Genomic DNA, 21,191 nt, shown 5'->3' on the forward strand with positions numbered 1-21,191 from the left:
TCAGCCGTTCTCGCGCAGGACGTTTCCCGCAAGGTAGAGTGAGCCGCAGATCAGGATGCGGGCGTCAGGGGTGGTCGCCTTGATCGTGGCGATGGCGTTCGCGACCGAAAGGGCAGTGCTGGCAGGTATCCCCGCGCGTTTGGCGGCAGCGGCTGTGTCGGCGGCGGGCAGGGTATTCGCCTCGCCGGGGATGGAAACAGCATGGAGATGTTTGGCAAGGGGTGCGAGCGGAGTCATGTAGCCGGTCGCGTCCTTGGTGTTCAGCATGCCGCAGATCAGGTGCAGGGGGCGGGGCGGCAGGCGGGTCAGGGCTTCGGCAAGCGCGTGGCCCGCGGCGGGGTTATGGCCGCCGTCGAGCCAGAGATCGGCGACGCCCGCCAGATCGACCAGCGGGCCGGTGCGCAGGCGCTGCATCCGGGCGGGCCAGTCCGCGTCGGTCATGGCGGCATCGGCACCGGCGGTGCGTTTCAGGGCGCGCAGGGCGGCTATGGCCATGCCCGCGTTGTCGACCTGATGACGCCCGATCAGGCGTGGCAGGGGCAGGTCCATCAGCCCGTCCTCGTCCTGAAAGATCAGATGACCGCCTTCTTCGGTGACGTGCCAGTGCTGACCCTGAACGTGCAGCGGGGCGTTCAGACGGGCGGCGCGGTATTCGATGACCTCCAGCGCCCGTTCGTCCTGCGGACCGACGATGCAGGGAACGCCGGATTTCAGAATACCCGCCTTTTCGCCTGCAATAGCTTCGATCGTGTCGCCCAGAAAGGCCTCGTGATCCATTGAAATCGGGGTGATGACGGTCAGCGCCGGATGGATCACGTTCGTCGCATCCAGACGCCCGCCGAGGCCGACCTCCAACAGGGTCCAGTCGGCGGAAGTGCGGGCGAAGGCAAGGAAAGCGGCGCAGGTCGTGATCTCGAAAAAGGTAATCTGTTCGCCGCCGTTGGCAGCTTCGCATTCCGCAAGCAGTCGAGCCAAATCGTCTTCTTCGATCAACGTGCCCGCGACGCGGATACGTTCGTGAAAGCGGGCCAGATGCGGCGAGGTATAGGCGTGGACGACATCCCCCGCAGCTTCCAGCCCGGCGCGAATCATCGCCTGGGTCGAGCCCTTGCCGTTCGTGCCCGCGATGTGGATCACGGGCGGAATGCGGCGTTCGGGATGATCGAGGGCGGAGAGCAGGCGATGCACCCGGTCGAGAACGAGGTCGATGACCTTGGGGTGCAGGGTCATCAGCCGTTCAAGGACGACATCGGATCCATCGTTCACCGGGCCTCGGCCTTTTTGGCCTCGACCTTCCGGGCCTGCTTGCCGGAGGTGTTTTCGGCGGCGGCCTTCTCAGTGGCCGGGGCGGGTGCCGCGGGCTCGGCGATTTCGGCCGGCGGAGCGATGGTGTCGGGGGCAGGCAGGTCGCCGTGGACGATAGGGCTCTGGCCGGTCAGCATCCGCAGGATCGTGGCAAGTTCGCCCTTGAGCTTGCCGCGCGGGGTCACGCGATCCAGCATGCCGTGATCCAGCAGGTATTCGGCGCGCTGGAACCCTTCGGGCAGGGTCTCGCGGATGGTCTGTTCTATGACGCGGGGACCGGCGAAACAGATCAGGGCATTCGGTTCGGCGATGTGAACGTCGCCCAGCATCGCATAGCTGGCGGTGACGCCGCCCGTGGTCGGATGGGTCAGGACGACGATATAGGGCAGGCCCGCTTCCTTGAGCATTTCCACGGCGACGGTGGTGCGGGGCATCTGCATCAGCGACAGGATGCCTTCCTGCATGCGCGCCCCGCCGGCGGCGGAAAACAGGATCAGCGGACGCTGCAGGGCAACGGCGCGTTCGGCGGCGGCGATGATTGCATTGCCGACATACATGCCCATCGACCCGGCCATGAAGCCGAAGTCCTGTGCCGCCATGACGACCGGGGTGCGGTGGATTTCGCCCTCGGCGACCAGCATCGCCTCGGCTTCGTTCGCGGCTTTCTGCGCCGCCTTGAGGCGGTCGGGATACCGCTTCTGGTCGCGAAACTTGAGAGGGTCTTCGATGGGATGGGGCACCGACACTTCGACAAAGACGCCACCGTCGAACATCGCCGCGAAGCGGTCGCGCGGCGATATGTACATATGGTGGTCGCAGTTGGTGCAGACGTTAAGGTTGTCCTTGAGTTCGCGGTGGAACAGCATGGTCCCGCATTGGTCGCACTTGGTCCACAGGTTTTCGGGCACCTCGCGCCGTGAGAACAGCGAGTTGATCTTGGGACGGACGTAGTTCGAGATCCAGTTCATGGCGTATTCCCCGCGTGGTCCCGCCGGAGATAGCGACGGCAGGCGGGGAATGCAATTCGCGCCGGAGGGGCGGAGGGTCGGCGGTCAGGCCGGTCGAACTGCGCCTCGAACTGCGCTGCAGCCTTTGTTTTCAGGCCTTTGCCATCAGTCGGCGCGGATGCAGCGGAGCAGGCCGTCTTTGCCGGTATCCGGCAGCACGGACGACTGCATCCGTGCGGCGAATGAATGAAATTGAACGAGATCAGGCTGGGGAGACGGAGCGGCACATGGGTGTTCCGCAAGGACGGGGCGGAATGTTCCGGACACACTCCAGCCCGCGTTTCGATATGCCGACTCAGGCGTCCCTCATCCCGGACCGGGCGAGTTTTCGTGGCTGCGACCGGCATCCTGACTGTCGTCCCGATTGCCGCCCGACGTGCCGCCCCCCGAGATCGCCCCGCCCCGCGCCAGCCAGAGCCGGATGCTGGCCCAGACGATGACCGTGATCAACATCTCCTGCCAGACCAGCGGGTTGGACAGCGACAGCGCCTCGACGCCGAAGGGCGTGCGATAGAGGGCAAGGCCCGACAGGTTGCCATCCAGCGACAGGATCAGAATGGCCGAGGCGTTGTTCGTGAAATGCAGCCCCCAGCCGGCCCCGATGGATCCGGTCACGCGGGTCAGGTCGGCGGCGATCAGGCCAAACAGCGTCGGCGGCAGCATCAGCCAGAGCTTGTCGACCCCACCGAACGGATCAGAATGCAGACTTCCGAAAAACACCGCGGGGATCAGCATCCAGATCAGCGGATTGCGGAACCGCGCGGCGAGTTGCTGTTGCATGTAGCCACGGAAGACCACCTCCTCGGCGAAGGTCTGGATGCCGATCGCGATCACGGCGAGCGGCAGGAAGCTGAGGAACAGCGACATCGGGACGTTCGGCACCGGGTCGAACGGCATCGGCAGAACCAGTGTCGCGCCGACGAAGACCAGCGCGGCAATTGCGGCGGCGGTGAAGAAATCGCGCAGGAGGCCGGGGCCGAACACCGTCGTGACGGAGCGCCGGTGCAGCATGCGCACGACGACGATCGCGCCCAGCAGTGGCCAGATGAACATCGCAAGCATCATCACCACCAGCGTCGGCGTCCCGCCGGTCGAGAGCGATGACAGATAGGCGTTCGCCTCGGCCTGGCCGAACACGGCCCGCAACCCGATGGAGACGATGATAAAGGCGAGGAACATGATCGCGCCGATCAGCAAGACCCCGAGGATCAGTCGCCAGAGTTGCGGTCTGGCACGAGCCGGAGCCACGAAACGCTCGAAACGGGGGGTCCACATGCCTGATGCCCTCTGGAATGTCTGCCTATGGTCTCCCGTTTGCCGGGTTATTTTCCCAAGACTAGACGCGCAGGGAGGTCTGGACAACTGGCCATGTGCCCTTGGCGACCGTCTTGTTTCGCTGCAGGCCGCGCGTCGCGTCGGGACAAGCCCGCTTGTCCCACCGGCATGCCGGGTCTATCCCATGCGCAAAGGGATATGGAGACGACCAAGATGACGAAGACCCCCACCGACAAGACCAATCTGCCCAGCCGCCACGTCACGGAGGGCCCGTCGCGCGCGCCGCACCGGTCGTATTTCTATGCCATGGGGATGGGCGACGAGGATATTCATCAGCCCTTCGTCGGGGTCGCGACCTGCTGGAACGAGGCTGCGCCCTGCAACATTGCGCTGAACCGTCAGGCACAATCGGTGAAGCTGGGCGTCAAGGAAGCGCATGGCACGCCGCGCGAATTCACCACGATCACCGTCACCGACGGCATCGCCATGGGGCACGAGGGGATGCGGTCGTCGCTGGCATCCCGCGAGGCAATTGCCGACACGGTCGAGCTGACGATGCGGGGGCATTGCTACGATGCCATCGTCGGTCTGGCGGGCTGCGACAAATCGCTGCCGGGGATGATGATGGCGATGGTGCGGCTGAACACGCCGTCGGTCTTTATCTATGGCGGGTCGATCCTGCCGGGCCGGGTGCCCGCCGGGTCGGACGTTCCTGCCGAATATGCGGGTCGGGACCTGACGGTTCAGGACATGTTCGAGGCTGTGGGTCGGCATCAGGCCGGTGATCTGAGCGATGCGGCGCTGGAAATCCTGGAGCGGGTCGCCTGCCCTTCGGCGGGTGCCTGTGGTGGACAGTTCACGGCAAACACCATGGCCTGCGTGTCCGAGGCCATCGGTCTGGCGCTGCCCAATTCGTCGGGCGCGCCCGCCCCGTACGAGAGCCGCGACCAATACTGCATTGCCTCGGGCGTGGCCGTCATGAACCTGATCGAAAAGAATATCCGGGCGCGGGACATCGTGACCCGTAAGTCGCTGGAAAACGCGGCGCGGGTCGTGGCCTGCACCGGGGGGTCGACCAATGCCGGTCTGCACCTGCCCGCCATCGCGCACGAGGCGGGGATCGACTTCAACCTGCAGGACGTCTGCGACATCTTCCGCGACACGCCGTATTTCGTCGATCTGAAACCGGGCGGCGCTTATGTCGCCAAGGATCTTTACGAAGCGGGCGGCGTGCCTGTCGTCATGAAGGAGCTGCGCAAGGCCGGTCTGATCCACGAGGATTGCATCACCGTCACCGGCCGCAGCATCGGCGAGGAGATCGACGAAGTGTCGTTGGAGGCCGATGGGCGCGTCATCTATCCGGTCGAAACGCCGATCACCAAGACCGGCGGCGTGATCGGTCTGATGGGTAACCTGGCCCCCGAAGGCGCCATCGTGAAGGTCGCGGGCATGGAAGCGCAGCATCAGTTGTTCACCGGCCCGGCGCGGGTGTTCGAATGCGAGGAAGACGCGTTCGCCGCGGTCAAGGCGCGGGAGTACGAAGAAGGTGACGTGTTCGTCATCCGCAACGAAGGCCCCGCAGGCGGGCCGGGCATGCGCGAGATGCTGGCGACGACGGCGGCGCTGTCCGGGCAGGGCATGGGCAAGAAGGTCGCACTGATCACCGACGGGCGTTTTTCGGGTGCGACGCGGGGGTTCTGCGTCGGTCATGTCGGGCCTGAGGCCGCGCATGGCGGGCCGATCGCGTTTGTTCGCGATGGCGACGTCATTACCCTGAACGCGATCGAAGGCACGATTTCGGTCAATGTGAGCGACGACGAGATGGAGACACGGCGGGCCGACTGGGCCGGGCCGCGCAAGACGTTTTATGCATCGGGCGCGCTTTGGAAATATGCGCAACTGGTCGGGTCGGCGCAGTCCGGAGCCTGCACGCACCCGGGCGCGGCTGCCGAAGCCCACGTCTACATGGACCTCTGAGGGGTCGGGCGGCGTGGTGTTTCCCCTTCCCAATCTTCTGGAGAGCCTGCGGTCGCGGCGCGCCATGCGCCGTTGGCATCAGGCTGCCGAAGACGGTGAGGCGGCGGATGCCGTGACCTTGGCCCGCCTGGCAACGCAGGCCCGCGAGATCGCGCATCACGCCCGCCTGCTGGCGCAGGTCGCGGATCGGCGTCTGGCGGGGGCGCAGGCGATCATCGGTCAGATCGACCGCCCGCCGCAATGTGACTGGGCCTGGCGGCCCTCGCCCTGGGCGCAGGCAATGTACCCGGCGTCGGTCGCGGGTGCAGTCGGCGGAACGCGGCTGGCTGACGGCGTGATGCTGTTCCACGACTGCCCGCTGGCCGAGATTACCGTGCATCAGACCCGGACCCCGGATAGCGACGCCAGGGCACCCTTCGTTCTGTCGGTGGATGCGCTGGGGTTTCGCGGGTCGTTCCTGTCTCTGGCGATGGACCTGCCGGTCGAGGCCGCGCGCAGTCTGCGCCGGTCTCACATTCTTGGTGTTTCGACCCTGTTCGACAGTGAGCGTCCGATCGAGATGTTCGTGCGCCTCAACATCCGGCAGGGACCGAACACCGAACAACTGGTCAGCGAGTTGCGGCCAGGCGATCGTGCGGGAAGCCCGGTGATCGCCGAATTCGACCTTGGCTTCCATGAGATCAATCCGGCCAAACTGGAAAATGCGTGGATCGATCTGATTTTCGAAAGGCCCGAAATGAGCCGCGTGCGAATTCGCGACCTGACCCTGACCCGTCGTCCGCGCGCCGATATCTGACCCATTCCCGGCACGCCGATATCAAGACAGAAAGGCCCGCGACCCATGTCCGACACCTGGATCCTGAACCGCACCTCGATCACCGGAGGGATATATCGCGGATTGCTTGTCGGTGCTGGCGAGCCGCCTGCCCTGGAAATGACGATGGAGGGAGAAAGCCTCGGCCATCTGACACCGGCTGCCGCCGAGGGCGGCTATCACGTCGAGGGAGAGCTGGGGACCGCGTTGCTGACCGACGGGGTTCATACGGTCGTGGTCCGCGCGCCCGACGGAACGGCGCTGGACAGTATCACTATCGTCACAGGTCTGGGTGCGCCCGAGGATATTCGCGCCGAGATGGGCGCCCTGCGCGACGAGCTGCGGGTGCTGAAGGCGGCGTTCCGTCGCCACATTAACGAAAGCTGATTTCAGTTAATACTTGGTTTACAATACGTTAATGTGGCGGCTTTGGCGTTTCCTGCCCCGCTTTAATCCCGAATTGATCCCGGCATTGACCCACGTGTGGCACTGTCCTGCCGCAATCGGATGACAGTTCTAGGAGCAAGTTCAATTACTCCCAGGATGCTGCCGCATGGATCGACTGTCTGAAATGGAAGCCTTCGCCACGGTCGTCGACCAGGGCGGGTTTACCGATGCCGCCAAGAAGCTTGGCATCTCGAAATCGGCGGTGTCCAAGCACGTCTCTTCGCTGGAAACGCGCCTCGGTGCGCGCCTGCTGAACCGCACGACGCGCCGCGTGTCGCCGACCGAAATCGGCCTTGCCTATTACGACCGCGCCCGCCGCGTTCTGAATGACGCAGGCGAAGCCGACGCCCTGGTCACATCCATGCAATCGGCACCGTCGGGAATGCTGCGGGTATCTGTCGCGACGGATTTCGGGGTGAATCACCTCTCGCCTATATTGGGCGGGTTCCTGCATGAATATCCCGATATCACGGTGAACATGGTCCTCGACAATCGCTACGTCGAGCTGATCTCGGAAGGTTTCGATCTGGCAGTGCGCATCGGCGACCTGGAAGACAGCAGCCTGCGCGCCCGCAAGCTGGCCGAGACACATCGTCAGATGATCGCCTCGCCGGAATATCTTGAGGAATATGGCCGCCCGCAGCGGATCGACGACCTGAACGAACACAAGCTGCTGCATTATTCGAACCAGGCAAACGGTTCGGTCTGGAAGCTGACCGCGCCGTCGGGTGAAAAGCGGCAGGTCCGGTCCGCCGGATGGCTGACGGTGAACGACGGGCAGTCGCTGCTCAACGCCGCTGTGAACGGGCTGGGCATCGCGTTTTTGCCAGACTTTCTCTATGCCGAGGCAATGAAAGAGGGCAAACTTGTTCCCGCGATCGAGGGGATGTCGCCCGAGACTCAGGGCATCTATGCCGTTTATCCGCCGGGCCGTTATACCCAGCCGAAGGTTCGCGCCTTCATTGATTTCCTTGTCGACAGCTTCCGCGACAGCGGGCCGGGCGACTGGTAACCCCCTCTGCACCGCCAGCACATGCAACGGATCGCCTGTTTCAGGCGGTCCGTTTTGCGTTTGAGGGACCTAATCGGTTGAGGTGATGACGACTTCGACCCGTCGGTTGGTACGACGACCCGCTTCGGTGTCATTGCGTGCGATCGGGGCGTAAAAGCCGACGCCCTGCGTTTCGATCCGGCCGGGTGCGATGCCATAGCGCCCGGTCAACAAGGTACGCGCGCTTTCGGCCCGCCTGCGGGAAATGGCGATGTTGCCGGCAGCGCTGCCGACGGCGTCGGTATGGCCGACCAGCGCGATGGTGGTTGACGGGTTATCCCTGAGAAACGCTGCCAGCGACTCGAGCGAGGAATAGCTGTCCTGGGTCAGATCGGATGACCCGGTGGCAAACGCCAGATCCGACAAGACCGCGTGACCTTCGGCCACCAGAGCCTGAGCGACATCGGACGTCGTGGTCAGCGGGGCAATCGGCGGGATGCTGGGCGGAGATGCGGCGTTTGATGTGCTTTTCGCAGGTTCGACCGTGCCATCCGGGTCGACAGTCGTCGCCTGAACATAGCCGAGATCGCCCGAGCGGCTGACCAGCAGAGTGGTCCATGCATCGGACTTCTGAACCGCCAGATAGCTGAAGTCGGCCAGATCGACAAACATCTGCGGGGCCGGAGTCACGTCGATTTCGAACCGGAAGTCGAAGCCGCCGCAAACCCGAGTGGAACATGCAAAGACCTGGGTCCAGCCGTCGTCCCTCAGTTGTTCGCGCAGGGGAGCAAGGATTTGCAGCGTCGTCTCGGCGCCGGTCAGCTGCCAGATTTGCCGGGTGATCGTGCCCTCGGCCGTGACGGACGGCAGGGTTTCATCAAACGGACCGATCGCGATGCGGTGACTGCCCAGGGTGCGGGTTTCGGTGAAAGTGATGGTGGCCGGGAACGGCATGGTGAGGCCGGCGGCCTGAACCCCGAGCGGAAAGATCAGCAGAAGCAGGCCGAGTCGCAGTATCACGTCCCTGAACCACGCGTCTGACCATGATATTCGGGATTTGGTGCCATTGCGATGGCCGAGGCGACGCGGTTGGTCATGTTGAAGAAGCCCGCCACGCCCGCCAGATCGAAGATATCGCGGTCGGTCAGATCATAGTCGCGCAGGACGGCGCGGTCGGATTCTTCGATGGTGGCAGAGGCTTTGGTCATCTTGACGGCGAAATCCAGAATCGCGCGGACGCGGGCGTCGATGGGCGCGACGCGGTAGTTCATCGCGATCATCTCGCCCAGTGTCGGGTCGCCGGACAATGCCCGCACCGCCGCGCCGTGGGCAACAAGACAGTAGAAACAGCGGTTCTCGGCGCTGACGGCAACGGCGATCATCTCGCGTTCCAGTTTCGACAGGCCCGACGGCGCGAGCATCAGGTCGTTGTACATCGCCGTGAAGGCGTTGAGCTTGTCGATATCGAAGGCATAGGCCCGCAGGACATTGGGCACGAAGCCCAGCTTTTCAGTGCAGATGTCGAAATAGCGCTGCGTCTCGACGGGCAGCGGATCGACTTGCGGCAGGTCGAGTGCGGTGGGATTCATGACAGCTCCGGTGCGCGGCGGTAGTGATAACCTGCGACGATTTCCATGCCATGACCAGCATAGGTCGCAGTGGCAGGCAGGTTTGCGCGCTCCGCCACCAGCGCAATGCGTGTGCAGCCGCGGTCGCGCGCCCAATGGGCGGCGGCCCGCAGGATATTGCCCGCGACACCCTTTCGGCGGTGGCGGGCCAGCACGTGGATGGCCGAGAGCATGGCCGTATCGTCACCCGCCGCGACGAAGCCCACGCCTGCCGCGCGATCGTCGACACGCGCCAGGATGCCGCCGGGTTGCGCGGCCCGAGCCATGACCGCCTGACGGACCGGAGTGACGTGCCCGCCTTCAGCCCAGATGTCGCGCATGATCTGGAGCGGCGGCCAGATGGTGAAGGCAGTGGCATGGGGCAGCGGCATCTGAGTCAGGGGGCCTAGATCCATCGCCCAGATGTTTACGGCGTCTTCGATGACGTAGCCACGCGCGTCCAGCGCGTCGTCCAGGGTGTCCTGGCCCTGGTGGATTATGAAACTGGGACGCTGGCCCTGCGCGCGTGCGGTATCTTCGGCCAGGGTCAAATCGTCCGGTGCGTCGCCCGAAATCGAGTTCACGCGCCCGCCGGCACCCGGCGTGATTCGCAGGGTCCATGGCCCCACGGGCAGCATCCGTTCGGCTGGCCAGCAGAGATCGATGATCCTCTGCCAATCGTACGGGTCGGTTCCGGTCATCCCAGCAGGGTCGCCAGTCTGGCGGTGGCTTCCTCAAGACGGGCACGGTCCTGCCCCCGGATCACGATGTTTGACCCGAACTTGCCGTCTTTCTGAAACGGATAGCTGCCGACCGACAGGTCCGCATAGTCCTGTGCCAGTATGCCCAAGGGCCCGGCGATATCGCCTTCGCCCCGGTCGATACGCGTCGAGGTCGACAGCATCGGTTCGCCCCCGGTCAATGTCGGCAGGACGGTCGCGACCATCGCCTGAAACACGCTGGGGACGCCTGCCATGACGTGGACATTTCCGATGCTGAAGCCGGGCGCGATGGAGACCGGGTTGTCGATCAGGGTCGCGCCATCGGGAATGCGCGCCATGCGCAGGCGGGCGGCATTCAGTTCCGCCCCCGTCCTGGCGTAATGCGCGGCCAGCAGGGCGCGGGCATCGTCGCGCACGTCGATATGCGCGTCGAAGGCGTCCGCCACCGCATCCGCCGTGATGTCGTCATGCGTCGGCCCGATGCCGCCGGACGTGAACACCGTATCCCATGCGTCGCGCAGGTCGTTCAGGGCGCGGACGATGGCGTCGTGATCGTCGCTGACCACCCGGACCTCGGCCAGCGTGATGCCCGCTTCGGTCAGTTGCCCGGCCAGGTGGTGCATGTTGGCGTCGCGGGTGCGGCCCGACAGGATTTCGTCCCCGATGACGAGCATGGCGGCAGTGGGATTTGGCATCATGGTCTCCTGTGTCGGGTCACGGTATAGGGCGGCCCCATGCGCTTCGCCACTCCGCTTATCCCCGCCACGCTGGTCCGTCGGTACAAACGGTTTCTGGCCGATGCCGTTCTGGACGACGGGACGGAAGTGACCGCGCATTGCCCCAACCCCGGTGCCATGACCGGGCAGGCCGCGCCGGGTGCGCGCATCTGGCTGGAGCCGAATGACGATCCGAAGAGAAAGCTAAAGTATGCATGGCGATTGGCCGATCTGCCGGGGGGTCATCGCGTTGTCGTGGATACCGGCCTGCCCAACCGGGTTCTGGGGGAGGCGTTGCGCGCTCGGGCGGTGCCGGGGCTGGATGGCTATGATACAGTGCGGGCAGAGGTCGGGTATGGCGCGAAGTCCCGCGTCGATTTTCTGCTGACCGGGCCGGAGCGGGATATCTATGTCGAGGTGAAGGCCGTCACCCTGCGCCGCACTGGCGATCTGGCGGAATTTCCCGATTGTGTGACCCTGCGCGGGGCCAGACACATGGGGGAATTGGCCGAAATGGTCCGGCAGGGGCATCGTGCGGTCGTTCTGTTCGCCCTGCAACGGACGGATTGCGATCGCATTGGCGTCGCGTCGGACATCGACCCCGGTTACGGGCGCGCCTTCGATGCGGCGCGCGCGGCGGGGGTCGAAGTCATCGCGCTGGACTCGCGGATCACGGTCGGGGGGGTCTGGGCGCAAGGCGCCTTGCCGTTCACGGGAACCGTCACTGGTGGATAATTCCCGTCAGGCGCATTATGTGGCCCGCGACGGAACCGGAGGCAGACCCTTGGACGAACATCGCGGCAGACTGACACGGGACGGCATTCGCATCCACGAGGACGCGGATTTTGCGGGCATGCACAGGGCGGGCAGGCTGGCGGCAGAGATCCTTGACCGAATTGCAGAACATGTGGTGCCGGGGGCGACGACCGGCGCGCTGGACCAGATGATCACCGATTGGGTGACCGAGGCGGGCGCGACCTCGGCCACCATCGGCTACAAGGGGTATGCCCATGCCAGTTGCATCAGCGTGAACCACGTCGTCTGCCACGGGATTCCCGGCGACAAGGTGCTGAAGGACGGCGATATCCTGAACATCGACGTTACGGTGATCGTCGATGGCTGGTTTGGCGATACCTCGCGGATGTATGTCGCGGGGCGGTTGAGCCGGAAGGCCGAGCGGTTGATCCAGATCACCCACGACGCCCTGATGAAGGGGATCGAAGCGGTGAAGCCGGGAAATACCTTCGGCGACATCGGCCATGCCATTCAGGCCTATGCCGAGGGGCACCGCACGGGCGTGGTGCGCGATTTCTGCGGCCACGGTCTGGGGCGGGTGTTTCATGCGCCGCCCAACGTGCTGCACTATGGCCGATCCGGAACGGGTCCGGTGCTGGAGGAGGGGATGTTCTTCACCATCGAGCCGATGATCAATCTGGGACGGCCCGAAACCAAGGTGCTGGCCGACGATTGGACCGCCGTGACCCGCGACAAGTCGCTGTCGGCGCAGTTTGAGCATTCGATCGGGGTGACGGCGACGGGGGCGGAAATTTTCACGCTTTCGCCCGGTGGGATGTTCCACCCGACATATGGTGCGGCTTCAAACGGTTAACCATGCCTTAACCATTGCGGACGAGAGTTCGGGACATGACCAGTCTCGACACCGATTCGCCTGATAGCCAGCCCGGCAGCTTCAATGAGGCACCCGTGAAAGACCTGTTCGCAGGCGGCATGGCAATGCCGAAGACAATTCCCGTTCCATCCTCCCTGCTGGAACCCGACCCTCGCCTTGCCCATCGTGTCCGCCTGCGGCGGCGCTTCATGGAGGGGGGTGCCGCGGCGATGCCCGATTGCGAATTGCTGGAGTTGATCCTGTTTCGTGCTTTGCCGCGGGGTGACGTCAAACCGCTGACCAAGCGCCTGCTGCATCGCTTCGGCGACCTGAATCGTGTGATGGCCGCCCCGGCGGACCAGTTGGCCGACGTGCAGGGCGTAGGTCAGGCGGTCATCGAAAACCTCAAGATCATGGAGGCGACGGGGCACCGCATGGTGCGCTCTAAAGTGATCGAGCAGCCGGTCCTGTCATCCTGGGACACATTGCTTGGCTACCTTCGGACTGCATTGTCGCATCAGGTGACCGAACGATTTCGCGTGTTGTACCTGGACCGCAGGAACGTGCTGATCGCGGATGAGGAACTGGCCGAGGGCACGGTCGACCATGTGCCGGTCTATCCACGCGAAGTGGTGAAGCGGGCGCTGGCGCTGAATGCGTCGGGCCTGATCCTTGTCCACAACCATCCGTCCGGCGACGCGGCCCCATCGAAGGCGAATGTGAGCATGACCTATGCGATCCGCGACGCCGCGCAGGTTCTGGGCATCGCGCTGCACGACCATCTGATCATCGGCAAGGCGACCGAGGTGTCGTTCCGGGCCGAAAGCCTGCTTTGAGACGGGCCGTCGAAGCCTAGCCGACAGTATCCAGAATATATCGCGCCGTCATCAGATCGAGATGCGCGCCGCCGCCGTTCTTGAACAGGGTAATCTGATCGTCCGACCTGCGCCGCATCGCGTTCCCGTCGTAGTAGTCCGCCACTACGTCCGACGCATCAATCACGCCCTCGGCCAATGGAATTTTCAGTTCGCCTATGTGGTCCATCGTGGTCGCACGACTGTCAACGAAGATCGTGGCACGGCGCAGGGCATCGTCCCCGGCTTCGCGCATGTCGGGGCGATAGGCGCCGATCAGGTCGATGTGCTGACCGGGGCGCAGCCAGTCGCCGCGCAGGATGGGATCGGTCGTCATCGTGGCGCAGGTGACGATATCGGCTTGCGGCACGGCGTCGGCCAGATCGGGGGCGTGGTCGATGCCAAGCCTGTCGGCCAATGTTCGCGCCGTGGCCGCGGTGCGCGACCATACCGCGAAACGCGCATCGGGGAAGGCCGCCGAATACGCGGCGTGCAGCGACCGGGCGACGGTACCGCTGCCGACGATCAGAATGCGCGCGGCGTCGGGTCGGGCCAGTCGGGTCGCGGCCAGAAGGCTGTCGCCGGCCGTTTTCCATTTCGTGACCAGCGCGAAATCCAGCATTGCGGCCAGAGTCCCGTCGGTGTCGGAGAACAGCGATACGGCGCCGTTGACGGTCGGCTTGTCCATGGCGGGATTGTCCGGAAAGATCGTCGCCGTTTTCACCAGCGCGCCCAGCCCGTCGATCCATGCCGCCCGGCTGAGGATGGTGTCGTCGCCACGATAAAGGAAGCTGTCCTTCGTCTCGGCGCGCGGCAGATCGTGGCCTGCCGCCAGCGCATGCGTCAGGTCCAGCCAGTCCAGCCTGGCTTCCGCCGCGAAGGGAATGAACGGCGGGTTCATGCGGCCTCGGCCGCGGTGAGCAGGCCTTCGGACACCAATCGGTCGGCCCAGCCCTGCGGATGTTCGAACAGATGCGCATTCCAGCCGCGCGCGTCCGCTGCCGCGACGTTTGCAGGGCGGTCATCCGCGAACAGCAGCGCGTCGCCGGGCAGGTTCAGCGTGTCCTCGACCATGCGATAGATCTGCGGATCGGGTTTGATGACCTTCATGTGGCCGGACACGAAGGCGGTATCGAAGGTGTGCAGGAAATCGAAGTGCCCCTTCGCCAGTTCGTAGCTTTCGATGCCGAAATTGGTCAGGGCGTGAACCGGCACACCCTTGGCGCGCAGGGCATGCAGCAGGCGAACCGAATGGTCGATCACGGGGTTCGCCAGTTCCAGCCAATGGTCGTGCCACATGCGAATTTCCGTGCGGAAAGCCGGGTTCGCCTCAGCGGTTTCGTAGATGATGTCGCGGAAGCCTTCGCCCAGATCGACACGGTCGTTCATGCCGTGCAGGTTTACGGCGGCGAACATCTCCCGGCGGCGCGCCTCACCTACGGTGCGGTCGTAAAACCGCTCGGGCTGCCACTCGATCAGGACGTTTCCGATGTCGAAGATAACGGCGCGGATCGTCATGCCAGATGCTCCGCATGGAAGGCGACGTGGTCCGGCGCGAAGGTCGAGACGAAGAAATAGCTGTGGTCGTAGCCACGCCGCAGGTTCAGCGTGGCTTCCGATTTCGTCTCTGCCAGCGCCGCCGCGAAGGCCGCCGTCCCCAGCTTGTCGTAGAACTGGTCCGAGGTGCCGGTGTCGATCAGGGCGGGGGGGAGGTGCGCCCCGTCGGTCAGCAGGACGGTGGCGTCGTGGGATGTCGGACGCCCGGTATAGGCGGTTAGTTGTGGCGTGCCCCAGTCGCTGGCCGACGGGTTGCAGATCGGCGCGAGGGCCGAGACGGAGCGATAGCGCGTGGGTTCCTTCAGCGCGAGCGTCAGAGCGCCATGGCCCCCCATCGAGTGCCCGGTGATGCCCTGCCGCGTGTCGTCCAGATCGAAGGCGGTGAAGACCACTTCGGGCAGATCCTTGGTGATATAGCTTTCCATCTGGAAATGCCGTGCCCATTCGCCTTGGGACGCGTCGACGTAGAAACCCGCGCCCTGTCCCATGGCGTAATCGTCGTCGTCGGGAACACTTTCGCCGCGCGGCGACGTATCGGGAAACACCAGCGAAAGACCGGCGTTCGCGGCCCAGCCCTGCAACCCGGCCTTGATCATCGCGTTTTCGTGGGTGCAGGTCAGGCCCGACAGATACCACAGCACCGCGCCGGTGGCGTGTTCGGGTTTGAACAGGCCGAACGTCATCTGTGTTCCGGTCGCGTCGGAGGTGTGGGAATACACGCCCTGCGTGCCGCCGAAGCAGCGGTTTTCCGATAAGGTCTTCACGTCAGATACCCCCAGTAAGCAGCCCGATGACGACTGAGACGGTTACGATGGAGACCGCCGTCGAGACAAGGATCGCGGCAGAGACCCGTTGCGGCGCGACCCCGTAATGTTGCGCCAGCATGTAGACGTTGCCCGCGACCGGCAAGGCGGCTGCGGAAATCATCACCGTAGCGGCGAACGGATCGGCGACCGGAAAGATCACCAGCGCCGCCAGCGCGACTGCCGCCGGGTGCAGCACCAGCTTGCAGAATGTCAGCCAGCCCGCGACCGAAATACGCTCCGCCGTCTTGCCGGCCAGCGATGCGCCGATGGCGAAGAGTGCGCCGGGCGTCGCAGCGGCGCCCAGAATGGCGAGGAATTCATTGACCGGCTGCCAGAGTTCGCGTCCCGTGGATGACCATGCGATGCCCAGCACGATCGACACGATCATCGGGTTCTTCACCAGTCCCAACCCTACGGTGTGCAGAGTTTTGACCGACACCCGGCCTTCGCGCGATCCGGTGATCAGGATCACGATCAGCGAGGAGAATATGATCAGGTCAGTCGCCAGCACCATCAGCATCGGGCCTGCCGACTCTGGCCCCAGCAACAGCACGAACATCGGGATGCCAAGGAAACCGACGTTTCCGATAACGGCGCATTGCGCCTCGACGGCGGATTCGGCGATGGGCAGGCGGCGGAGGATTCCGACGGCTGTCGCGATCAGGTAGACGGTGACAGTGCCCCACAGATAGGCGGTGATGAACCGCCAGTCGAGTATTTCGGCCAGCGTCAGATTGGCCGCGAAGTTGAACAGCATCGCCGACAGGGCGAACCAGAAGACGAACTTGGTCAGATATGCGGTTGCTTCGGACGTGAAGAACTTCGTGCGCCCGGCGGCATACCCCAAGGCAATCAACGCGAAGAAGGGCACGGTTTTCAGGAAGATCGCCAACATGGGGTGATCGCTAGCGGGGCTGGCAGGGGCTGTCGAGAGGTGGCATCACCGTTGTTCCGTCCGGGTCCGTTCCAGCAGAGTATCCGACAGCAGCCAGAGCGAGGCACCCAGGGCCACTGCAATCACAGCTCGCAAGGCAAGGCGCCGCAGCGTTTCGCGGTTCATCCGGTGCCGATCAGGATGCCTGCCGCCAGAACCAGGCCGCCGCCGACGACGACTTGCAGGGTGGCGCGCCAGAACGGGGTGTCCATGAACCGGTTCTGGATCCAGGCGATGGCCCAGAGTTCGACGAAGACCACGGCGATGGCGATGCCGGTGGCCAGCCCGAATTGCGGGATCAGGTAGGGTAGGGCATGGCCCAGACCGCCCAGTGTCGTCATCAGCCCGGAGGCGATCCCCCGCTTCCAGGGCGCGCCCCGGCCCGAGAGTTGACCGTCGTCGCTGGCGGCCTCTGTGAACCCCATCGAAATACCCGCGCCGACCGATGCGGCGAGGCCCACGAGGAAGGTCGTCCATGTGTCCTGAGTGGCGAAGGCGACCGCGAAGATCGGCGCGAGGGTCGAGACAGAGCCGTCCATCAGGCCGGCCAGACCGGGCTGCACCCAGGTCAGGACGAACTGCCGATGCGCGTGCTGGTCTTCGGCATCGCGGACGCCTGCGGTCAGGCCTGTCTCCGTCAGCTCTTCCGCGCGCGTCTCGTGCCCCGCTTCGGCGGCGGCCAGATCGCCCAGCAATTTGCGCGTCGCCGCGTCGGAGGTGCGCTGTGCGGCGCGGGTATAGAAGGCATGCGCCTCATGCTCCATCGCGCTGGCTTCGGACCTTATCCGATCAAGTCCGAGATTCTCGATCAGCCAGACCGGGCGGCGGGCATAAAAGCCCGCGACGTGTTCGCGGCGGATCAGGGGGATGACGTCGCCGAAACGCGAGGCGTGCAGGTCGATCAGGCGACGGCGATGCTCGCTCTCCTCCTCGGCCATGGCGTCGAAGATGGCGGCACTGTCGGGATATTCGGCCCGCAGGCGTTCGGCATAGAGCCGATAGATGCTGGCGTCGTCTTCCTCGGACGAAATCGCCAAAGCCAGAATTTCCTGTTCGGAGAGGTCGCGGAAGCGACGGCGATTTGACAAGCCCGGTATCATGATTGTGAAGATACGCCCGGCCACGTTCAGCGCAACCCTGCGCGGACCTTGGCCGATGGCAAAGTTTCGCGAATTGCACCGTCTGCGCCGCGGGCGCAAACTGTTCACACGTGACAGCAGGCCGGAACCCAACCCGGTCGGCGAACACGTCGCCCGTTTCTATCCCCTCGGGCGGCGGCACCCTGCGACGGACCCCGGCGAGTGGTTCTGTCGCGGGGTGGTTTCTCGGCTCGCAGATCGAGATGAACCGATTAGTTTATTTTCTGCTGGCGGGGCGAAACCAAACATATCACGTGCATGTGTACCGAACTGTTCAGTTCCAGTGAAAGGGAACAAACAGATGTCAAGGATTTATTAGCAACCTGCTTGAGCGCCTCGATTGCATTTCCTGCCATGGCCCAGACGATCGACATCGTCGATGATGATCGTCTGTCGTCGGACAGGTCACGCTATCAAAATCGGCGGTGACGGATGGGGCTATGTCGATCCAACCGCTGCTCAGTCCAGCCGCCAAGTCTGAGCTTCGGGAGGATGCACTATGCTGGAGCGCTCTGCCGGTGTAAAAGAATCGGACTGTGGAACCTTATCGCTTAACGAAGTGATCAGAAATCTGTCGGATGACGATGAAGACTGATCAACGGTCCCGTCCGCTTTTCCATTTAGCGCGCGTGGCATATCGAGGCCGTCGCACTGACGGCAAACCTGCGAAATTCACTTGGCCGAAGTTTTTTGCGTGGCCACTTTTAAGGAGTTTCTAGCATGATACGTCTGTTCCTGATGTTCTTACTGTTGTTTTCTGCTACCGCTCGACCCGCCATGACAGCGGGGTGGGGGGCTAATTTGCCTTATTTGACTTTTCCGCCTTCCGCTGACGCACCGCCCGCATCACCGCCGGTACCTGTTCAACCAACCCAGGACAGCAAGCGCTGATCGGTTCCGCACCCTGACAGTCCGCGCCGTTGTGCTTGTGCACTTGCGGTTGCGGAGTATATTTCGACAGGAAGGGTGCGGAAAAATCATGAACGATGTGTCGCCGATCAAAAAGGGTCGTAAGTTCGATCAGGTGCTGGAAGGCGCGCGTGCTGTTTTCATGGCTGATGGCTATGAAGGGAGCAGCGTCGATGCGATCGCCAAGGCAGCGGGCGTATCGAAAGCCACCCTGTACAGCTACTTCGCGGACAAGCGCCTGTTGTTCATGGAAGTGGCCAAGGCCGAATGCTGCCTGCAGATCGAGGAAGCGGACGCAATTCTGTGCGACGAATGTGACCCGCGCAGGGTTCTCTGCGTCGCGGCAGAGCGAATGCTGGAGTTTTTCCTGTCGGATTTTGGCCAGTCGATTTTTCGCATGTGCGTGGCCGAGTCGGACCGCTTTCCCGAGCTGGGCCGCGAATTCTATGAAACGGGCCCCAAGCTGTTTCGCCAACGGATGGTCGACTACATGCGCGATGCGGTTGAGGACGGGCATCTGGTGATCGACGATCTGGAGCTTGCCGCCGACCAGTTCGCCGAGCTGTGCAAGTCGCATCTGTTTTCCGAACTTATGTTCGGCATCCGCAAGACCACCACCGAAGCAGAGCGTCAGCGCGTCATCGATGGGGCGGTCGACACGTTTCTGGCGCGTTACGGTGCGAAACAGGCCTAGTCAGGGCGCACGCTGGCCGTGACGTAGTTCACCGACAGATCCCGCTCCGACAGGTGCCAGGTCCAGGTCACGGGATTGAACACGAACCCCATGCGATCTTCGGGGCGAAGCCCGGCGCGCGTCAGCAGGTCGAACAATTCATCGGGTGTGATGAACTTCGACCAGTCATGTGTGCCTTTGGGCAGCCAGCGTATTATCCACTCGGCCCCGATGATACCCATGACGAAAGACTTTGGATTGCGGTTCAGGGTCGAGCAGATCATCAGCCCGCCCGGCCGCATCAGATCGTGACACGCGGTAAGATAGGTCAGCGGGTCCGATACATGCTCGACCACCTCCATGTTCAGGACCACTTCGAAGGGCGGCTCGCCCGCGGCAATCAGGTCTTCGGCGGAAGTGTGGCGATAGTCGATCTCCAGACCGGATTGCATGGCATGGGCCTGTGCCACGGGAATATTGCGGGCTGCCGCATCGACCCCCACGACCGTCGCGCCCAACCGGGCCATCGGCTCCGACAGCAGACCGCCGCCGCATCCGATATCGAGCAGGCGAAGACCCGCAAACGGCCGATCGCCCGTCAGATCGCGGTCGAATTCTGCCGCGATCTGCGTGGTGATGTAATCCAACCGACAGGGGTTCAGCATGTGCAGCGGTTTGAACTTTCCGTTCGGATCCCACCATTCGGCGGCCATCGCCTGAAACTTCTCGATCTCGGCGGCGTCGATAGTGGTGGTCATGGCGTCCTCTTTTTTCACATCGTTCCCGATGGCGTCCGGGGTGTCGCACTCTATATAGGCCAGAGAATGGACAGGAACACGCCCCAGACCAGCGCCCGCGCACTCTATGCTCCGATCGATCCTTTCGATCAGCGCGTCGTGGACGTGGGCGAGGGACACAGCCTTTATGTCGAGCAATGCGGAAACCCCGAAGGTTTGCCGGTCGTCGTGCTGCATGGGGGTCCCGGCGGCGGGTGCAGCCCGATGATGCGACGGTTTTTCGATCCTTCGATCTGGCGCATCATCCTGTTCGATCAGCGTGGCTGTGGCCGGTCGCGCCCGCACGCCAGCGTCGCCAACAACACGACATGGCATCTGGTTGGCGATATCGAACGCATCAGGACCTTGCTCAATATCGACCGCTGGGCTGTCTTCGGCGGCAGTTGGGGTGCGACGTTGTCGTTGGTCTATGCCATCACCCATCCCGACCGCGCGGCGCATCTGTTTCTGCGCGGCGTGTTCCTGATGGAACAACGCGAGTTGAACTGGTTCTATGGTGGCGGGGCCGGGGCATTCTGGCCGGATCAATGGTCGCGGTTTGTCGGCATGGTGCCCGAAGACGAACGCGGCGATCTGATTGCGGCCTACAACCGCCGCCTTTTCGATACGCCACCGCACGAACAGACCCGTTTCGCCCGGGCATGGGCGGCATGGGAAAATGCACTGGCCTCGGTCCAGTCACAGGGCCGCTCCGGCGAGCCGGGGGGCGAATATGCACGGGCATTCGCGCGACTGGAAAACCATTATTTCACACACAAGGGTTTTTTGGATCACGATGGCTGGATCCGGAAGAACCTGTCGAAACTGGCAGGCATCGGCGGGCATATCGTGCAGGGTCGTTATGACATGATCTGCCCACCGCTGTCGGCGCATCTTTTGGCTGAGGGTTGGTCGGACGTCAGCCTCGACATTGCGCCGTTCGCCGGGCACGCGCTGTCGGAATCCGGTATTTCGGACCGTCTGGTCGCAGCGACGGACGGGCTTGGGCGGCATCACGCGGCACAGTTGCGCTTCTGACCCCACCTCCGGTAGCTGGAGAAAAGCAGGGGGGC

At 63.7% G+C, this 21,191-nt stretch carries 23 protein-coding genes; 10 read left to right on the plus strand and 13 right to left on the minus strand.

Annotation, left to right across the window (positions count from 1 at the left end; genetic code table 11):
• From AC13C2_RS16640 to AC13C2_RS16650, 3 genes are all read right to left on the minus strand, one after another.
• On the minus strand, positions 1 to 1,230 hold the full coding sequence (locus AC13C2_RS16640) for a bifunctional folylpolyglutamate synthase/dihydrofolate synthase (RefSeq protein WP_339646247.1): 1,230 nt from the start codon (positions 1,228 to 1,230) through the stop codon (positions 1 to 3).
• Between the two features lie 32 nt (positions 1,231 to 1,262).
• On the minus strand, positions 1,263 to 2,273 hold the full coding sequence (accD, locus tag AC13C2_RS16645; RefSeq protein WP_092759239.1) for an acetyl-CoA carboxylase, carboxyltransferase subunit beta: 1,011 nt from the start codon (positions 2,271 to 2,273) through the stop codon (positions 1,263 to 1,265).
• A gap of 345 nt (positions 2,274 to 2,618) precedes the next feature.
• The gene (locus AC13C2_RS16650) at positions 2,619 to 3,587 is read right to left on the minus strand and encodes a CPBP family intramembrane glutamic endopeptidase (protein ID WP_339646244.1); all 969 of its coding nucleotides are present in this window, start codon (positions 3,585 to 3,587) and stop codon (positions 2,619 to 2,621) included.
• Between the two features lie 213 nt (positions 3,588 to 3,800).
• Here AC13C2_RS16650 and ilvD point away from each other — a divergent pair, with 213 nt between their 5' ends.
• The 4 genes from ilvD (at position 3,801) to AC13C2_RS16670 (ending at position 7,837) form a co-directional block, all read left to right on the plus strand.
• On the plus strand, positions 3,801 to 5,564 hold the full coding sequence (gene ilvD / locus AC13C2_RS16655) for a dihydroxy-acid dehydratase (protein ID WP_482887490.1): 1,764 nt from the start codon (positions 3,801 to 3,803) through the stop codon (positions 5,562 to 5,564).
• 13 nt (positions 5,565 to 5,577) lie between these two features.
• Positions 5,578 to 6,360: a DUF6478 family protein gene (locus AC13C2_RS16660; protein WP_482887491.1), complete on the plus strand. Its 783-nt coding sequence runs from the start codon at positions 5,578 to 5,580 to the stop codon at positions 6,358 to 6,360.
• 45 nt (positions 6,361 to 6,405) lie between these two features.
• A complete protein-coding gene (locus AC13C2_RS16665) occupies positions 6,406 to 6,765 on the plus strand; it encodes a hypothetical protein (RefSeq protein ID WP_092759234.1) in 360 nt (119 codons plus the stop codon).
• 166 nt (positions 6,766 to 6,931) lie between these two features.
• Positions 6,932 to 7,837 (plus strand): LysR family transcriptional regulator, encoded by a 906-nt coding sequence (locus AC13C2_RS16670; protein ID WP_092759232.1) that lies wholly within the window; start codon positions 6,932 to 6,934, stop codon positions 7,835 to 7,837.
• A gap of 69 nt (positions 7,838 to 7,906) precedes the next feature.
• On the opposite strand, the gene AC13C2_RS16675 is transcribed toward AC13C2_RS16670, so the two are convergent.
• Genes AC13C2_RS16675 through AC13C2_RS16690 form a run of 4 tightly spaced genes read right to left on the minus strand, consistent with a single transcriptional unit; the run spans position 7,907 to position 10,840 of the window.
• A complete protein-coding gene (locus AC13C2_RS16675) occupies positions 7,907 to 8,836 on the minus strand; it encodes an OmpA family protein (protein WP_482887492.1) in 930 nt (309 codons plus the stop codon).
• Positions 8,833 to 9,405 (minus strand): peroxidase-related enzyme, encoded by a 573-nt coding sequence (locus tag AC13C2_RS16680; protein ID WP_482887493.1) that lies wholly within the window; start codon positions 9,403 to 9,405, stop codon positions 8,833 to 8,835. The genes AC13C2_RS16675 and AC13C2_RS16680 overlap by 4 nt, the downstream gene beginning before the upstream one ends.
• Positions 9,402 to 10,124, minus strand: a complete 723-nt coding sequence (locus AC13C2_RS16685; RefSeq protein WP_482887494.1) for a GNAT family N-acetyltransferase — start codon at positions 10,122 to 10,124, stop codon at positions 9,402 to 9,404. Before AC13C2_RS16685 ends, AC13C2_RS16680 begins: the two co-directional genes overlap by 4 nt.
• A complete protein-coding gene (locus AC13C2_RS16690; protein WP_482887495.1) occupies positions 10,121 to 10,840 on the minus strand; it encodes a competence/damage-inducible protein A in 720 nt (239 codons plus the stop codon). Before AC13C2_RS16690 ends, AC13C2_RS16685 begins: the two co-directional genes overlap by 4 nt.
• Before the next feature lie 39 nt (positions 10,841 to 10,879).
• Here AC13C2_RS16690 and sfsA point away from each other — a divergent pair, with 39 nt between their 5' ends.
• The 3 genes from sfsA to radC are packed head-to-tail and all read left to right on the plus strand — an operon-like array spanning position 10,880 to position 13,306.
• On the plus strand, positions 10,880 to 11,596 hold the full coding sequence (gene sfsA / locus AC13C2_RS16695; protein ID WP_482887496.1) for a DNA/RNA nuclease SfsA: 717 nt from the start codon (positions 10,880 to 10,882) through the stop codon (positions 11,594 to 11,596).
• Positions 11,597 to 11,645: 49 nt separating this feature from the next.
• Positions 11,646 to 12,470 carry a type I methionyl aminopeptidase gene (gene map, locus AC13C2_RS16700; RefSeq protein ID WP_482887497.1) on the plus strand — a complete coding sequence of 275 codons (825 nt, stop codon included), beginning with the start codon at positions 11,646 to 11,648 and terminating at the stop codon, positions 12,468 to 12,470.
• Positions 12,471 to 12,505: 35 nt separating this feature from the next.
• Positions 12,506 to 13,306, plus strand: a complete 801-nt coding sequence (gene radC, locus AC13C2_RS16705) for a RadC family protein (protein ID WP_482887498.1) — start codon at positions 12,506 to 12,508, stop codon at positions 13,304 to 13,306.
• Positions 13,307 to 13,322: 16 nt separating this feature from the next.
• On the opposite strand, the gene AC13C2_RS16710 is transcribed toward radC, so the two are convergent.
• The 5 genes from AC13C2_RS16710 to mbfA all read right to left on the minus strand — a co-directional run bounded on the left by AC13C2_RS16710 (position 13,323) and on the right by mbfA (position 17,721).
• Positions 13,323 to 14,225 carry an ornithine cyclodeaminase family protein gene (locus tag AC13C2_RS16710; RefSeq protein WP_482887499.1) on the minus strand — a complete coding sequence of 301 codons (903 nt, stop codon included), beginning with the start codon at positions 14,223 to 14,225 and terminating at the stop codon, positions 13,323 to 13,325.
• A complete protein-coding gene (locus AC13C2_RS16715) occupies positions 14,222 to 14,842 on the minus strand; it encodes an HAD family hydrolase (RefSeq protein WP_482887500.1) in 621 nt (206 codons plus the stop codon). The genes AC13C2_RS16710 and AC13C2_RS16715 overlap by 4 nt, the downstream gene beginning before the upstream one ends.
• The gene (fghA, locus tag AC13C2_RS16720) at positions 14,839 to 15,645 is read right to left on the minus strand and encodes an S-formylglutathione hydrolase (RefSeq protein ID WP_482887501.1); all 807 of its coding nucleotides are present in this window, start codon (positions 15,643 to 15,645) and stop codon (positions 14,839 to 14,841) included. Before fghA ends, AC13C2_RS16715 begins: the two co-directional genes overlap by 4 nt.
• A gap of 1 nt (position 15,646) precedes the next feature.
• On the minus strand, positions 15,647 to 16,582 hold the full coding sequence (locus tag AC13C2_RS16725) for an AEC family transporter (protein ID WP_482887502.1): 936 nt from the start codon (positions 16,580 to 16,582) through the stop codon (positions 15,647 to 15,649).
• A 161-nt stretch (positions 16,583 to 16,743) separates the two neighbouring features.
• Positions 16,744 to 17,721: an iron exporter MbfA gene (gene mbfA, locus AC13C2_RS16730; protein WP_482887503.1), complete on the minus strand. Its 978-nt coding sequence runs from the start codon at positions 17,719 to 17,721 to the stop codon at positions 16,744 to 16,746.
• 297 nt (positions 17,722 to 18,018) lie between these two features.
• On the opposite strand from mbfA, the gene AC13C2_RS16735 reads away from it, so the two are divergent.
• Positions 18,019 to 18,189 carry a hypothetical protein gene (locus tag AC13C2_RS16735; RefSeq protein WP_482887504.1) on the plus strand — a complete coding sequence of 57 codons (171 nt, stop codon included), beginning with the start codon at positions 18,019 to 18,021 and terminating at the stop codon, positions 18,187 to 18,189.
• Between the two features lie 550 nt (positions 18,190 to 18,739).
• A complete protein-coding gene (locus AC13C2_RS16740) occupies positions 18,740 to 19,363 on the plus strand; it encodes a TetR/AcrR family transcriptional regulator (RefSeq protein WP_092759211.1) in 624 nt (207 codons plus the stop codon).
• Here the strand turns inward: AC13C2_RS16740 and ubiG are convergent.
• Positions 19,360 to 20,100 carry a bifunctional 2-polyprenyl-6-hydroxyphenol methylase/3-demethylubiquinol 3-O-methyltransferase UbiG gene (gene ubiG, locus AC13C2_RS16745; protein WP_482887505.1) on the minus strand — a complete coding sequence of 247 codons (741 nt, stop codon included), beginning with the start codon at positions 20,098 to 20,100 and terminating at the stop codon, positions 19,360 to 19,362. The genes AC13C2_RS16740 and ubiG overlap by 4 nt on opposite strands.
• Before the next feature lie 66 nt (positions 20,101 to 20,166).
• Here ubiG and pip point away from each other — a divergent pair, with 66 nt between their 5' ends.
• Positions 20,167 to 21,156, plus strand: coding sequence for a prolyl aminopeptidase (gene pip / locus AC13C2_RS16750; RefSeq protein ID WP_482887506.1), 990 nt, complete (start codon positions 20,167 to 20,169; stop codon positions 21,154 to 21,156).
• Positions 21,157 to 21,191 lie beyond the last annotated feature (35 nt).

This window comes from Jannaschia sp. L-14R (assembly GCF_056857695.1).

Coding starts and splice junctions, on each gene's coding strand:
- AC13C2_RS16640 (WP_339646247.1), bottom strand. CDS start 1,230: ATGACCCTGCACCCCAAGGTCATCGACCTCGTTCTCGACCGGGTGCAT.
- radC (WP_482887498.1), top strand. CDS start 12,506: ATGACCAGTCTCGACACCGATTCGCCTGATAGCCAGCCCGGCAGCTTC.
- AC13C2_RS16735 (WP_482887504.1), top strand. CDS start 18,019: ATGTGTACCGAACTGTTCAGTTCCAGTGAAAGGGAACAAACAGATGTC.
- AC13C2_RS16665 (WP_092759234.1), top strand. CDS start 6,406: ATGTCCGACACCTGGATCCTGAACCGCACCTCGATCACCGGAGGGATA.
- mbfA (WP_482887503.1), bottom strand. CDS start 17,721: ATGATACCGGGCTTGTCAAATCGCCGTCGCTTCCGCGACCTCTCCGAA.
- AC13C2_RS16685 (WP_482887494.1), bottom strand. CDS start 10,124: ATGACCGGAACCGACCCGTACGATTGGCAGAGGATCATCGATCTCTGC.
- AC13C2_RS16725 (WP_482887502.1), bottom strand. CDS start 16,582: ATGTTGGCGATCTTCCTGAAAACCGTGCCCTTCTTCGCGTTGATTGCC.
- AC13C2_RS16740 (WP_092759211.1), top strand. CDS start 18,740: ATGAACGATGTGTCGCCGATCAAAAAGGGTCGTAAGTTCGATCAGGTG.
- AC13C2_RS16680 (WP_482887493.1), bottom strand. CDS start 9,405: ATGAATCCCACCGCACTCGACCTGCCGCAAGTCGATCCGCTGCCCGTC.
- AC13C2_RS16710 (WP_482887499.1), bottom strand. CDS start 14,225: ATGAACCCGCCGTTCATTCCCTTCGCGGCGGAAGCCAGGCTGGACTGG.
- AC13C2_RS16690 (WP_482887495.1), bottom strand. CDS start 10,840: ATGCCAAATCCCACTGCCGCCATGCTCGTCATCGGGGACGAAATCCTG.
- pip (WP_482887506.1), top strand. CDS start 20,167: ATGGACAGGAACACGCCCCAGACCAGCGCCCGCGCACTCTATGCTCCG.
- AC13C2_RS16670 (WP_092759232.1), top strand. CDS start 6,932: ATGGATCGACTGTCTGAAATGGAAGCCTTCGCCACGGTCGTCGACCAG.
- AC13C2_RS16715 (WP_482887500.1), bottom strand. CDS start 14,842: ATGACGATCCGCGCCGTTATCTTCGACATCGGAAACGTCCTGATCGAG.
- ilvD (WP_482887490.1), top strand. CDS start 3,801: ATGACGAAGACCCCCACCGACAAGACCAATCTGCCCAGCCGCCACGTC.
- AC13C2_RS16650 (WP_339646244.1), bottom strand. CDS start 3,587: ATGTGGACCCCCCGTTTCGAGCGTTTCGTGGCTCCGGCTCGTGCCAGA.
- sfsA (WP_482887496.1), top strand. CDS start 10,880: ATGCGCTTCGCCACTCCGCTTATCCCCGCCACGCTGGTCCGTCGGTAC.
- ubiG (WP_482887505.1), bottom strand. CDS start 20,100: ATGACCACCACTATCGACGCCGCCGAGATCGAGAAGTTTCAGGCGATG.
- accD (WP_092759239.1), bottom strand. CDS start 2,273: ATGAACTGGATCTCGAACTACGTCCGTCCCAAGATCAACTCGCTGTTC.